The 13,907-nt window shown below is 70.5% G+C and carries 11 protein-coding genes; 6 read left to right on the forward strand and 5 right to left on the reverse strand.

The genetic code is table 11. From position 1 onward, the window contains the following. The first annotated feature begins 5 nt into the window (after nt 1–5). The 3 genes from STVA_RS14800 to STVA_RS14810 are packed head-to-tail and all read left to right on the forward strand — an operon-like array spanning nt 6 to nt 3,467. On the forward strand, nt 6–1,316 hold the full coding sequence (locus STVA_RS14800; protein ID WP_123688678.1) for a TRAP transporter large permease: 1,311 nt from the start codon (nt 6–8) through the stop codon (nt 1,314–1,316). 10 nt (nt 1,317–1,326) lie between these two features. Continuing rightward, complete coding sequence (locus STVA_RS14805; protein WP_123688679.1) at nt 1,327–2,433, forward strand: alcohol dehydrogenase catalytic domain-containing protein; 1,107 nt, start codon at nt 1,327–1,329, stop codon at nt 2,431–2,433. Then, complete coding sequence (locus STVA_RS14810) at nt 2,430–3,467, forward strand: alpha/beta fold hydrolase (RefSeq protein WP_123688680.1); 1,038 nt, start codon at nt 2,430–2,432, stop codon at nt 3,465–3,467. The genes STVA_RS14805 and STVA_RS14810 overlap by 4 nt, the downstream gene beginning before the upstream one ends. Here the strand turns inward: STVA_RS14810 and STVA_RS14815 are convergent. From STVA_RS14815 to STVA_RS14835, 5 genes are all read right to left on the reverse strand, one after another. After that, nucleotides 3,383–4,348, reverse strand: a complete 966-nt coding sequence (locus tag STVA_RS14815; protein ID WP_123688681.1) for a homoserine O-succinyltransferase — start codon at nt 4,346–4,348, stop codon at nt 3,383–3,385. The genes STVA_RS14810 and STVA_RS14815 overlap by 85 nt on opposite strands. Nucleotides 4,349–4,414: 66 nt before the next feature. After that, a complete protein-coding gene (locus STVA_RS14820) occupies nt 4,415–5,725 on the reverse strand; it encodes an O-acetylhomoserine aminocarboxypropyltransferase/cysteine synthase family protein (protein ID WP_123688682.1) in 1,311 nt (436 codons plus the stop codon). 44 nt (nt 5,726–5,769) lie between these two features. After that, a complete protein-coding gene (locus STVA_RS14825; protein WP_170216349.1) occupies nt 5,770–6,621 on the reverse strand; it encodes an alpha/beta fold hydrolase in 852 nt (283 codons plus the stop codon). A 108-nt stretch (nt 6,622–6,729) separates the two neighbouring features. Beyond that, a complete protein-coding gene (locus STVA_RS14830) occupies nt 6,730–7,482 on the reverse strand; it encodes a response regulator (protein ID WP_123688684.1) in 753 nt (250 codons plus the stop codon). Beyond that, on the reverse strand, nt 7,479–10,115 hold the full coding sequence (locus STVA_RS14835; protein ID WP_170216350.1) for a PAS domain S-box protein: 2,637 nt from the start codon (nt 10,113–10,115) through the stop codon (nt 7,479–7,481). The genes STVA_RS14830 and STVA_RS14835 overlap by 4 nt, the downstream gene beginning before the upstream one ends. A gap of 97 nt (nt 10,116–10,212) precedes the next feature. Here STVA_RS14835 and STVA_RS14840 point away from each other — a divergent pair, with 97 nt between their 5' ends. The 3 genes from STVA_RS14840 to STVA_RS14850 all read left to right on the forward strand — a co-directional run bounded on the left by STVA_RS14840 (nt 10,213) and on the right by STVA_RS14850 (nt 13,889). After that, nucleotides 10,213–11,421, forward strand: coding sequence for a CoA transferase (locus STVA_RS14840; protein ID WP_123688845.1), 1,209 nt, complete (start codon nt 10,213–10,215; stop codon nt 11,419–11,421). 44 nt (nt 11,422–11,465) lie between these two features. After that, a complete protein-coding gene (gene murA, locus STVA_RS14845; RefSeq protein ID WP_123688686.1) occupies nt 11,466–12,794 on the forward strand; it encodes a UDP-N-acetylglucosamine 1-carboxyvinyltransferase in 1,329 nt (442 codons plus the stop codon). A 264-nt stretch (nt 12,795–13,058) separates the two neighbouring features. Continuing rightward, a complete protein-coding gene (locus STVA_RS14850; RefSeq protein WP_170216351.1) occupies nt 13,059–13,889 on the forward strand; it encodes a response regulator in 831 nt (276 codons plus the stop codon). The last annotated feature ends 18 nt before the right edge of the window (nt 13,890–13,907 follow it).

Genomic DNA, 13,907 nt, shown 5'->3' on the forward strand with positions numbered 1-13,907 from the left:
GGCCAATGTCGATCGAACTCATCACCTTCCTGATGTTCGGGGGGATGATTGCCCTCCTGTTGCTCGGCCTGCCGCTTGCCTTCGTCACCGGCATCATCGCCGTCATCTTCGGCCTTGGCCTGTTCGGCCTGCCCAGCCTGCTGCTGATCTCCAGCCGCATCTATTCGTTCATGAACGAGTACGTGCTGGTCTCCGTACCGATGTTCATTCTCATGGCATCCCTGATGGAGCGATCGGGAGTGGCCAGGGACCTGTTCCGGGCGATGCATGTCTGGTCGGGCAGCCTGCGCGGCGGGCTGGCGGTCCAGACGACCATCGCGGCCACCATCATGGCGGCCATGACCGGCATCATCGGCGGCGAGATCGTGCTGCTGGGGCTGGTCGCCCTGCCCCAGATGCTGCGCCTGGGCTATGACCGCAAGCTGGCCATCGGCACCATCTGCGCCGGCGGCTCGCTCGGCAGCATGATCCCGCCCAGCATCGTGCTGGTGATCTATGGCCTGACGGTGAACGTCTCCATCGGCGACCTGTTCTCGGCCGCCATCGTGCCCGGCCTGATCATGGCCGGCATGTACATCGCCTATATCCTGATCCGCTGCCACCTGAACCCCAGCCTCGGCCCGCCGGCACCGGAGGAGGAGCGCAACATCCCGCTCGTCGAGAAGCTGCGGATGCTGAAGAGCATCGCGCTCCCGATGCTGATTGCGGCCAGCGTGCTGGGCACGATCTACACCGGCGTCGCCTCGGTGACGGAGGCCGCCGGCATGGGCGTCGTCGGCACCGCGATTGCAGCCGCCCTGCGGCGCGAGCTGAACTGGAAGATGATCCAGGAAACGCTGGTCCAGACGATGACCGCCTGCGGCATCCTGCTGTGGGTGTCCTTCGGTGCGACCGCCATGATCGGCGTCTACAACCTGGCCGGCGGTCCGGCTTTCATCCGCAACATGATGATCGGCCTGCCGGTCGCCCCCATCGTCATCATCTTCATCATGATGGCGATCCTGTTCGTCCTCGGCTGCCTGATGGACTGGATCGGCATCTGCCTGCTGACCATGCCGATCTTCGTGCCGATCGTGAAGGCGCTCGGCTACGACCCGATCTGGTTCGGCATCCTGTTCTGCATGAACATGCAGGTCTCCTACCTGTCGCCGCCGTTCGGCCCGGCCGCGTTCTACCTCAAGGGCGTGGCGCCGCCCGACATATCGCTGAACGAGATCTTCAGCTCCGTATGGCCTTTCATCGGCCTGCAGGTGGTGGCGATCACGCTGCTGATCTTCTTCCCGGGCCTGGCGCTCTGGCTGCCGTCGCTCAACTGAGGTCGCGTCCATGGAGTTCAATGCCGCCGTCCTGCACCGGACGAACGACCCCCTGTCGGTGGAGGTCGTCCGCGTGGGCGACCTCCGCCCGACCGACGTGCTGGTCCGCATCCGCGCGTCCGGCCTGTGCCACACCGACCTGGAGGTGATGCAGGGCCAACTCGCCTACCCGCTGCCCATCGTGCTGGGGCATGAAGGGGCGGGAATCGTCGAGCGGGTGGGGGCCGACGTGACGCTGGTGAAGCCCGGCGACCACGTCGTCTGCTCCTGGAACCCGTCCTGCGGCCATTGCTACTATTGCGACCGCGGCGAGCCGATCCTGTGCGAGCCCTACTCGCACCACCAGCCGCGGGGGCACCTGCTGGACGGCACCTCGCGCATGACGGTCGGGGGCCAGAAGCTGCATCATTTCTCGGTCGTCTCGTCCCACGCGGAATACTGCGTGGTGCCGGAGACCGGGGCGATCCCGGTGCCGAAGGAGATTCCGTTCGACCGGGCCTGCCTGATCGGCTGTGGCGTGATGACGGGCGTGGGCGGTGCCGCGCGCGTCGCCCGCATCCCGGCCGGATCGAACGTGGCCGTGCTGGGCTGCGGCGCGGTCGGGCTGAACGCCATCCAGGGTGCGCGCCTGCAATCGGCCGAGCGCATCATCGCCATCGACCGCGATCCCGCCCGCCTCGCGCTGGCGACGGAGTTCGGCGCCACCGACCTCATCCGCGCCGACGAACCGGACGTGGTGGCCCGCGTGAAGGCACTGACCGGCGGCCGGGGTGCGGACTGCGTGCTGGAGAGTGCGGGCCATGTCGACGCCTATCGCCTGTCGTCGGAGATCACCCGCCCGGGCGGTGATCTGGTCTGGCTCGGCAAGGTGAACGTCGACCGCGACGTTGCCTTCCGCTGGGGCTCGCTGATGGGCGAGAAGCGGATCACCCGGTCGAGCTATGGCGGTGCCCGGCCGCGCCGAGACTTCCCGTGGCTCGCCCGCCTCTATCTCGACGGGCGGCTGAAGCTGGACGAGTTGATCACGATGCGGCTCTCCTTGGCGGAGATCAACCTGGGCTTCGCCGCGATGATTCGCGGGGAGACCGTGCGCGCCGTCGTGGAGTTTCCCGAATGATCGAGTTCCGCCATCCGCCCATGCAGCCCAACTGGGTGGATCGTCCGCACGAGATGCTGGAACTGGGCGAGTTCGGACTGGAATCGGGCGAGGTCATCCGCGATTGCCGCCTGTCCTATGTCGTCCATGGCCGGCCCAACGCCGACCGCTCGAACGTGATCCTGGTGCTGTCGGCGATCGGCAGCACCCATCACCGCCTCGACGTCTGGATCGGCCCCGGCAAGGCGCTCGATCCCAACCGCGACTGCATCGTGGCGGTGGATGCGATCGGCAACGGCCTCACCACTTCGCCCAGCACCAGCAGCAGCCAGCCGGGCCTGGCCTTTCCCCGCTTCACCATCCGCGACATGGTCGAGAGCCAGCGCCGCCTGGTCGAGCATCTGGGGGTGCGCCGGCTCTATGCCGTGGCCGGCGCCTCCATGGGCGGGATGCAGGCGCTGCAATGGGGCGTCAGCCACCCCGACATGATGGACCGCATCGTCGCCATGGTGCCGATGGCCCGCACGACCGCCTGGTCGGTCGCGGTCAACGTCGCCTCGCGCGGCGCCCTGATGGCCGATCCGGCCTGGCCCGATGGCGAGGTCACGAGGGGATGGGACGGCTGGGTCGCCGTCATGCAGGTGCTGGCCGCCCGCACGCCGGCCGCCTTGGCGGCGGAGAACACCGACCCGGCCGGCATGCCGGCGATGTTGGCCGAGCGCGCCCAGGCGATGCGCGACAGCGGCGCCCAGGCGGTCGACTGGGTCTACCAGACCTATGCCTATGACGCCCACGACGTGGCGACGACGCCCGGCTGCGATGGCACATTGGCGGGCGCGCTGGCCCGCATTCGCGCCCGCACGCTGATCCTGGCGGCCGACAACGACCTCTACAACCCGATCGCCGCGGCGCGCGAGGCCGCCGCCGCCATTCCCGACTGCCGCTATGTGGAGATCCCGTCGCCCGAGGGTCACATGGCGGCATCCTTCCGCCGGCCGCGCGATGTCGCCTTCATCGACCGGGCGATGCAGGAATTCTTCGCCGGGCCGCGATAGGGCCCATCGCGGCGCGCGGCCGCCACCCCTTCCAGCCAGTTCTGGAACAGCCGCACCGCCTGCGGCCGCCAGAACGCCACCGGCATGGCCGAAGCGTCCCCGCGCGGAAAGTAGCCGGACGGCAGCCGTGTCGGCCGCCCCGCCGCCAGGTCGCGGACGAACTCCGACCGCAGGGTGTCGGCATCGTATTCGGGGTGGTTCAGCATGTAGTGGGCGCGCAAGCCCGCATCCTCGGCCAGGCACAGGCCAGTGGCGGCGCTGGCGGCCAGCACGCACAAGCCCCCCTGCCCCACCAGGTCAGCCGGATCCGTCGCGGTGTGCCGGGAAACCGGCGCCAGGAGGCAATCGCCGATGCCGGACAGGATCGGTGCCGCCGGCATACGGACCTCGTGGGCGAACACGCCGAATGCCTTCTCGGCCAGGTCGCGCTTGGCAATGCCGTGCCGGTGCCACAATCCGGCCTGGGCCGCCCAGCAGACGAGGTAGGCCGGAACCCGGCCGGCCGCCGCCCAGTCCAGGATGCGCACGATGCCCGGCCAGTACCGCACCTCGTCGAACGGCAGCCGCTCGACCGGGGCGCCGGTGACGATGATCGCGTCGGGCCCTGCCCGCTCCACCTCGGCCCATGGCCGGTAGAACCGGGCGAGATGCGTTCCAGCGGGCATCTCGACGCCATCGGGAACGGCCAGCGTGAGCCGGACCCGGTGGCGGGAGGAAGCCAGAAGGCGCGCGAACTGGGCCTCGGTCGACGGTCGGTCCGGCATCAGGTTGACGAGGACGACCGACAGCTCGCGGGTACCGGCCGATGGCTGTTCGACGGCGGCCCCCTCGTCGCGCAGGAGGGCCGCGGCGGGCAGGTCCGCGGGCAGGACGATCGGCATGATCCGCCTCCGTTTGGGATCGGTCGCGTGCCGGGGCAGCGGGCGCGCCGCCGCCCCGGCAGGCGATCAGGCGGCCAGCGCCGGGCGGCCGGCCGCCGTCAGGGCGGCATCCAGGTCGGCCAGGATGTCGTCGATATGCTCGATGCCGATCGACAGGCGGACATAGCCATCCGTCACGCCCGTCTGCCGCTGCTCGTCCGGCGAGAGCTGCGAGTGGGTCGTGGATGCCGGATGGATCGCCAGCGAGCGCACGTCGCCGATGTTGGCGACATGGTAGAAGAGCCCGAGCGCGTCGATGAAGCGCCGGCCTGCCTCGTGCCCGCCGGCCAGTTCGAGCCCGACCAGCCCGCCCATGCCGCCCTGGAGATAGGCCTCGGCCCGGCGCTTCTGCTCGCCGCCCAGATGGGCCGGATGGATCACGCGCACCACCTCCGGCCGGGCCGCCAGCCAGTCGGCGACGCGGGCGGCGTTGGCGCAGTGTTCGCGCATGCGCAGGGCCAGGGTCTCCAGCCCCTGGATAAAGAGGAAGGCGTTGAACGGGCTCATGGCGCAACCAAGATCGCGCTGCAACGTGGTGCGCGCCTTGATGATGTAGGCGATAGGGCCGAGCGGCTTCACGGCCTCCGTCCAGATCGCCCCGTGATAGCTGGGGTCGGGCCGGGTCAGCATCGGGAAGCGGTCGCCATGCTTCTCCCAGTCGAAGCGACCGCCATCGACGATCATGCCGCCGATCGAGGTGCCGTGCCCGCCCACGTACTTGGTGGCCGAGTAGACGACGATATGGGCGCCATGGTCGAGCGGCCGGCAGATCACCGGGGCGGCGGTGTTGTCGACGATCAGCGGCACGCCCAGCGCCTCGCCGATCCGGGCCACCTCGGCGATCGGGAAGACCTGGAGCTTGGGGTTCGGCAGCGTCTCGGCATAGTAGGCGCGCGTGCGGGCGTCGGTGGCGCGGCGGAAGTTCTCCGGATCGGCCGGGTCGACGAACCGCACCTCGATCCCCATGGTGCGGAACGTGTTCGCCATCAGGTTCCACGAACCGCCATAGAGGTCGGTCGAGCTGACGATGTTGTCGCCGGCATGGGCGATGTTCTGCAGCGCCATGGCGGTTGCCGCTTGGCCGGAGCTGACGGCCAGTGCCGCCACACCGCCCTCGAGTGCGGCCATGCGCTGCTCCAGCACGTCGCAGGTGGGGTTGCCGATGCGGCTGTAGATGTTGCCGAACTTCTTCAATGCGAAGAGGTCCGCCGCATTGTCGGTCCCCTCGAGGTCGAAGGCGGTGGACTGGTAGATCGGCACGGCCACGGCGTTGGTCGCGAGATCCTTGCGGAAGGCGCCGTGGATGGCGACGGTGGCGGGGTTCTTCGAGAGGGTCATGGGTCGTCTCCTTGTTGGGTGGATCGGCGAAGTGGTCCGGGAAATCAGGCAGCGGCCAGGCGATGGACCTTCGCCCGGCCGGTCATGGCGCGATCGAGATGGGCGGAAAGTGCTTCGAGGAAGGCGGCCGGGTGCGTGCGCGGCAGCATGTGCCCGGCGCCGGCGACGATCCGGCACTCGGCCCCGGGGATGGCCGTGGCCAGGCGGGCCGCGATGCGCGCGGCCGGCCGGGTCGTGAGCTCGCCCGCCATGATCAGCGTCGGCAGGCGGAGGCCGGCACAATCGGCCAGGCGCGCCGGGTCGCCCTCGGCGGCATCGAAGTTGTGGGCGACGGCCGGGGCCAGCCGGCACAACGCCTGCCGGCGCTCCGGCTTCACGGCGGCCCAGGTGCCGGCACCGTTCCAGTAGTCGACGAAGCGGCCGAGGCCGGCTTCATGGTCGCCCGTCGCAACCGCGCCGCGCACGGCATCGGCGACCGGCGCGATGTCGTCGAGCAGGCCGGCGTCAAACGCCGAGCCGTCGCGCAGCAAGTGGAAGGATACCGGCTCGACCAGGACGAGCGAGGCCAGCCGGTCGCTGCCGAGTGCCAGCCGGAGGGCGACCGCCCCGCCATAGGAATGGCCGACCAGGTGCACGCGGCCGGGAAGACGGTCGATGACACGGGCGACCACGGCTGCCTCGTCGGCCAGGGTGATGGGCCGGTGCCCGGGCCACGGATCGCTGTCGCCATGGCCGTAGGCGTCGACGGCGACCAGGGTGAAGCGCCCGCACAACGCCTCGCGCAGGCCTGCCCATTGCTGGCGGGACGAAGCGGTGCTGTGCAGCAGGACCAGTGCCGGGCCCTGGCCGGCCGCCTCGTAGACGATACGGGCGCCGTCGATCGCGATAGAGGGCATGTCGTTCCCCATCCTTGCCGGCCGGGGCCAACGGGCCACGGCCTTCGATGGGGCGAGGAGATAGCGGCGGGAAGTTTCGGCCCGATCACGCGCCGCCGCGATCGCGTTTCAATCCGGTAACAGTTTCGCGCCTGCCTTGTGACCGACCGCCGCGGAATGCCCCTCGGTGACGAAGATGTAGCCGGCTCCCCGTACCGTGCGGATGATCTGCGGGCGGGCGGGGTCGACCTCGACCTTGCGGCGGATGCGGTTGATGCGCATGTCGATGCTGCGATCGAAGGGGTCGGCATCCTTGCCATGGGCCAAGTCGAGGAGCGCCTCGCGCGACAGCACGCGGTCGGGATTGGCGGCGAAGGCCGCCATCAGGTCCAGTTCCATCCGCGTCAGCCGCACCAGGCCGCCGTCCGGCCCCGACAGGCGCCGGCCTTCGGGATCGAAGCGGAACTGGCCGAAGCGGACGTCCGGGGCGGGACGCGGCGTGGCGGTCACGCCGCGGCGGCGCAGGACCGCCCGCACCCGGGCCAGCAGCTCGCGCAAGTCCAGCGGCTTGGCAAGATAGTCGTCGGCCCCCAGTTCAAGCCCGACGACGCGGTCGATGGTCTCAATGGCCGCCGTCGCCATGATGATGCCGACCGGATGGCTGCCACGCAGCTCGCGCGCCAGCGTCAGCCCGTCCTCGTCGGGCATGCGGATATCGAGCAGCACCAGGTCGACCCGATCGGCGGCCAGGATGGCGCGCATCGCCCGTCCGCCATCGGCGGTGCTGGCCCGCAAGCCGTGCAGGCGCAGATAGTCGGCAATCGTCGAGCGCACGTCCGCCTCGTCGTCGACGACGAGGATATGGGCCGGTCCGGCCGTCACGGCGGCGGGGCGATGGCCGCGACGAGCCGCGACAGGTCGGCCGGCGTGATCGGCTTTTCCAGGAACGGCCGGCCGCAGCGGGCCAGGAAGCGCTGGGCCTGGCCACCCATGGCATCGCCGGTGATGAAGCCGAGCCGGGCCAGCATATGCGGCTGCTCGCGGGCCAGCAGGCCGAACAGCGCCTCGCCATCCAGGCCCGGCATGCGCAGGTCGCTCAGGATCAGGTCGAAGGGGGCGTCCCGCAGGCGGGCCAGCGCCTCGCCGCCGGACATGGCGATCTCGACCCGGTCGCCCGTGTGTCGCAGCATCGCCGCCACGACATCGGCGACGTCGCCCTCGTCGTCGATCACCAGCACATGCCGGCCAGAGGCCACGGCGTCCGGCGGCGGGGCCGGCTCGGCCGCCGCTGCGACGGCACCGAAGACCGGCAGCTCGACCGTGAACTGCGCACCGCCACCCTTGGCGTCGGCGAGCGAGATGCAGCCGCCATGGCTCTCGATCACCCGATGGCAGAAGGCCAGGCCAATGCCGGTGCCGACGCCGATGCCACGGGTGGTGAAGAACGGTTCGAAAACCCGGGCGTGCAGTGCGCGCGGCACGCCCGGGCCGGTATCGCGGACACGCAGCACCACATGGCCTGCATGCCGGGCAAGGCTCGTCGAGATGGTCAGGGTCCGCTCGCCCGGGGCCTCGCGCATGGCGATCTCGGCATTGAAGATCAGGTTGGTCATCACCTGGGCAAGCTGGTCGATATCGCCCTCGACGGGCGGCAGGCCTGCCGCCAGCCGCAGCCGGACGCGGACCCCGCTCGACCGCAGCGCGTGGCCGGCCACCTCCACCGCGTCGTGGATCACCTGCTCCAGGCAGACCGGCTCCGAACGCTTGGGCCGGCGTCGCGCCATGGACAGGAAGGTCTTCACGATCCGCACGCAGCGATCGGCCGCCCGGCCGATGCGGTTCAGGCGGTCGGTGATGGCAGGGTCGAAGGTCGTCTCCTTCAACAGCAGCGCCTGCCCGACCACGACCGACAGCGGATTGTTCAGCTCGTGCGCCACCCCGGCCAGCAACTCGCCCAGTGCGGCCAGCTTCTCGCTCTGGTGCAAGGCCTCGCGCTGCTCGTCCAGCTTGGCCGCGACGGCGTTGCGCTCGGTCAGGTCGACCGTGCAGCCGACCACCATGGCTTCGCCATGAACCTCGACCGCACGGGCCGAGATCGCGGCGGGGAAGCTCCGGCCATCGCCCGACCGCATCGCCGCCTCGAAGCCGTCGACGCCACCATCGATCGCGATCAGCCCGGCCAGGCGATCGCAGTCGCCCGGATCGACGAAGGCATCGCGCGCATAGATCGGTCCGGCCTGCGGATCGGCGCCATAGAGGCTGCGCGAGGCCGGGCTCTGGTAGAAGATCCGCCCGTCGGACAGGCGCGTCATCCTGATGGCGACCGGGCAGGCTTCCAGCACCTGCTGCAGCAATTCGGCGCTGGCGCGCACCGCCCGCTCTGCGCGGCGGATCTCGGTCACGTCGGTGCGGACGCAGACGAGGCTGCCGTCGGACAGTTGCGACGAGCCGATGATGGTGACGTCGCCCGATACCAGCTCGAGTTCGATCGGCTTGCTGCCCGGCTGGCATAGCCGGCGGGTGATGCGCTCGGCCCCTTCGGGCGAGCCGTCGAAAGGCTGCCCGTCGACGCTGCGCAGCAGCCCCAGGCATTCCGCGATGAGTTCCCGCCGGAGCCGGCCGACCAGGGCATCCACCGGACGTCCCATCGCCTGGGCATAGGCGCTGTTGCACAGCAGGATGCGATCGTCGGGGCCGGTGATGGTGAAGCCAGCCGGCAGGTTCTCGATCGCCTCGCGCAGGAGCCGCATGGTGCGGTCGCGCTCCGCCTCCGCCGCCAGGCGCCGGCTGATGTCGCGGATCTCGGCCACGAATATCGGCCGGCTGCCGGCGCGCGCACAGGCGATCGTCAACTCCGCCGGAAAATTCGAGCCGTCGCGGCGTCGCCCGGTCACCTGGATGCGCCGGCCGGCGCCATCGGCGCAGTCGCCGGAAAGATACTGCGCGATGCCGACGTCGCTGGCCTCGGCCGGCGGGATCAGGTCGCGCAGTGCCGTGCCCAGCGCCTCGGCCCGGCTGTAGCCGAACATGCGCCCGGCTTCCGGATTGAAGTCCAGCACGCAGCCGTCGCCGGACATGGTGATCACGGCATCCATCGCCGACCCGGCCATGGCCGCCATCGTGGCGGTGGCGTCGCGGGCCCGATCCTCCGCCTGGCGCTCGCGCGAGATGTCGACGACGGTGCCAATAAGCTGCCCGTCGGCGACCCCCAGCGTGTCGCGGACCCAGCGCGCTCCGCCGTCGGTCATCAGCCGATACTCGGCTTCGGCCACCTCGCCATGGCGAAGTTGGCGAATCGCCTCGCGGTAGCCCGGGCGGTCGTCGACATGGATCAGGTCGGCCCAGCGGCGGCCGGCCCGTGCCCGCGTGCCCACGAAGCCGGGCGCGTTGGCGGAAACGAAGACGACCGGCGACGAGGTCGCGATCCCCGCCGCATAGCGAATGACGGGCCCATGCGACAGCATTGCCGCCAGCAATGCCGATGGGGGATTGGAAGCCGCGCCCAGAGATGCCATCCATCCACTCCGAAGGCCGTGAGCTGCTGTCGTCGCCACGAAGCGGAGAGCGGTTCTACCTTGGCTGGAAAAATCTCGGGACCAGGAGTGCGGGCGGATGGCGGGAATTCTGTCGGGTATGCGGATCGTCGAAGGATCGGCCTTCGTCGCGGCCCCCCTGGGCGGCATGACGCTGGCGCAGCTCGGCGCCGACGTCATCCGCTTCGACCCGATCGGCGGCGGCATCGACTATCGCCGCTGGCCGCTGGCCGATTCCGGCGACAGCCTCTATTGGGTGGGCCTCAACAAGGGCAAGCGCTCGATCGCCATCGACGTGCGCTCGCCCGAGGGGCGCGAGTTGGCAACCGCGCTGATCACCGCCGATGGCCCCCAGGCTGGCCTGTTCCTGACCAATTTCCCCGGCACCGGCTGGCTCGACTACGAGCGGCTGCGGGCGGCCCGCGCCGACCTCATCATGCTGAACGTGCTGGGCAACCATGACGGCTCGTCGGCCGTCGACTACACCGTCAACTGCGCGGTGGGCTTTCCCGCCATGACCGGCCGCGACGGCGCGGCCAAGCCGGTAAACCATGTCATGCCGGGCTGGGACGTGGCGGCCGGCCTGACCGCCTGCGTCGGCCTGCTGGCGGCCGAGCGCCACCGCCGCGCGACCGGCGAGGGCCAGCTCATTCGCCTGCCGCTGTCGGACGTGGCGCTGGCGGTGGTGGGGGCGCTCGGCATGATCGCCGAGGTGGAGGTGAACGGCGCCCCTCGCCCGGCCTATGGCAACGACCTGTTCGGCGCCTTCGGCCGCGACTTCCCGACCCGCGACGGCCGCCGCGTGATGGTGGCCGCGATCAGCCCGCGGCAGTGGCAGGCGCTGGTCGCCACCACGGGCATGGCCGAGAAGTTCGCGCTGGTGGAAAAGCTCTACGAGGTCGACCTGCGCCAGGAGGGCGACCGCTTCACCGCGCGCGACGGCATCGCCGCCGTGCTGGGCCCGTGGATCGCCGCGCGCACGCTGGACGAGGTCCGCGCCCTGTTCGATGCCGGCGACGTGCTGTGGGGGCCCTACCAGGACATGGCCCAACTGCTGTCCGAGGACGCCCGCGCCTCCACCGCCAACCCGCTGTTCGGCGTCGTCGACCAGGCCGGGATCGGCCCCTACCGCGTGCCGCGCTCGACCCTGGACTTCGCGGCGGTCGAGCGCCTGCCGGCCCTGGCCGCACCGGCGCTGGGCCAGCATACCGACGAGGTGCTGTCGGGCGTGCTGGGCCTGCCCGACCACGCCATCGGCGATCTGCGGCAGCGGCGGGTGGTCGCCTAGTCTATCCTGGCGGCAATGACGATTCGATCCAGGCGGGCGGCCCCATGACGCATCCTTCGACGCAGGCATTGCGGGGGGCCGCCCCCTGGCATCGGCCGGACGCCGGTCGCCGGCTGGCGATCCGCGGCGGGCGGCCGCTGGTCGGCACCTATCCGATCAGCGGCGCCAAGAATGCGGTGCTGCCGCTGATGGTGTCGGCCCTGCTGACGCCGCACCTCGTCACCCTGCACAACGTGCCGGCCAACCTCGATGTGGCGGTGCTGTCGGCGCTGCTGAAGCGTCTGGGGGCGGAGCTGCACTGGTCTTCGACGGATGCCGGCCTGTCCCTGACGATCTGCGCCGACCGGCTGCATCCGCCGGAGATCGACCGCGCGCTCGTCGGCCGCATGCGCGCATCGGTGCTGCTACTGGGCGCCCTCCTGGCCCGCTGCGGCGAAGCCAGCCTGCCGATGCCGGGCGGCGATGCCATCGGCCTGCGCGGCATCGACTTTCATGTCGACGGGCTGCGCGCCATGGGGGCGGTCATCGACCTCAGCGGCGGCATGATCCACGCGACCGCCCCCCGGGGTCTGCATGGCGCCGAGATCCGGCTGCCGATGCCGTCGGTGGGCGCGACCGAGAACCTGCTGCTGGCGGCGGTCGCGGCCAACGGCGCCACCGTCATCCGCAATGCCGCGCGCGAGCCGGAGATTGCCGACCTGGCCCAGTGCCTCGGCATGATGGGCGCCCGCATTGCGGGCGCCGGCACCGACGTGCTGACCATCGAGGGCGGCGGCAGCCTGGCCGGCGCGGTGCATACGGTCCTGCCCGACCGCATCGAGCTCGGCACCATGGCCTGCGCGGCGGCGATCACGGACGGCCAGCTATTTCTGCGCCACGGCCGGCGCGACCTGCTGGCCGCCGCCGTGCCGTTGCTGGAAGCGGCCGGCGTCGTGCTGCAACCCGTGGAAGGCGGGCTGATGGCACGGCGCGCCGCATCCGGGCTCGTCGGCACGGACTTCGTGACCCAGCCCTATCCCGGCTTTGCCACGGACCTGCAGTCGCCGGTGATGGCCATGCTGGCCACGGCTTCGGGCGCCAGCGCGGTGACCGAGACCATTTTCGAGCAACGGCTGGGCCATGTCGACGAGCTGCGCAAGATGGGCGCGCGCATCCTGGTGCGCGGGTCGACCGCCCTGGTGCGCGGCGTGCCGCGGCTGCAAGGTGCCGCCGTGACGTGCCTGGACATCCGTGCCGCCGCCGCTATGGTCATCGCGGCGTTGGGCGCGGACGGCGAGACGGCGCTCGACGGCCTCGACCATATCGACCGCGGTTACGACGGCATGACCGGCAAGCTGGCCGCCTGCGGGGCCGATATCGTCCGCTCGGGATAGCACGCCGATCGCGGCAATTTGTCGTTCGAGGCGGAACCCTGGCCGCCGGCTCGCGTTATCGCAGCGGGATGCGAGTATACCAAACCACGAGGAGGGGCGCGCGAACGCGGCGGTGGCCGGTCGCCAGCCCAGTCCATCAAGCTATAAGCTGTTGTTTTTCAATAATAGCGCGCTTGCCGCCCCATGTGGACGGCCGACCTTCGACGGCTTCGCGCAGCCGCCAGGCCTGCAGTCAACTGTCCAGCAGTTCAGGGATCTAGGACCATGACCGACCACGGACGTGCCACCGTCGCCGCCCATCTGCCCTATCTGCGCCGCTATGCCCGCGCCCTGACCGGGTCGCAGGCGGCTGGCGATGCCTGCGTCCGCGGCTGCCTGGAGGCGCTGCTGGCCGACCCGACGCGCGACCGCGCGCAGCTGATGAGCCGCACCGACCTGTTCGTGCTGTTCCACAAGGTCCACGAGCGGCTGGTCTGGGCTCAGGACGAGGAGGATTTCGCGGACGAGGACCTGGACGATCCGCTCGACCGCGGCGTCGCCCAGCGCGTGCGCGGCCTGTCCGAGCGCAACCGCCAGGTCCTGCTGCTGACCCACACCGAAGGCTTCCCCATCCCCGAGGTCGCCCGCATCATCGGCGAATCCCAGGAGATGACGGTCGACCTGCTGAACCGTGCCTGGGAAGCGCTCCGCGCCCAGCCCAGCGCCCAGGTGCTGATCATCGAGGACGAGCCGATCATCGCGCTCGACATCGCCGGCATCCTGAAGGACATGGGCCACGAGGTGATTGGCGTCGCTTCCACCTCCGACCAGGCGATCGCACTCGCCAAGGCGCGCAACCCGAGCCTGGTCCTGGCCGACGTGCAGCTCGAAGACGGCAGCACGGGCATCGAGGCCGCGACCAAGATCCTGGAGCTGCTGTCCGTGCCGGTCGTCTTCGTCACCGCCTATCCCGAGCGACTGCTGACGGGCGAGCGCATCGAGCCGGCCTTCCTCGTCTCCAAGCCGTTCGAGCCGACGACGCTGGAAGTCGCCGTCTCCCAGGCGCTGCTGTGCGGCGCCCAGGCCAACATCCTGCGCCAGCCCAAGGTGGCGTAGCTCCGGTTCGTGGCGGGG

This window comes from Stella humosa (genome assembly GCF_006738645.1).
In the GTDB taxonomy this organism is placed as follows: domain Bacteria; phylum Pseudomonadota; class Alphaproteobacteria; order ATCC43930; family Allostellaceae; genus Allostella; species Allostella humosa.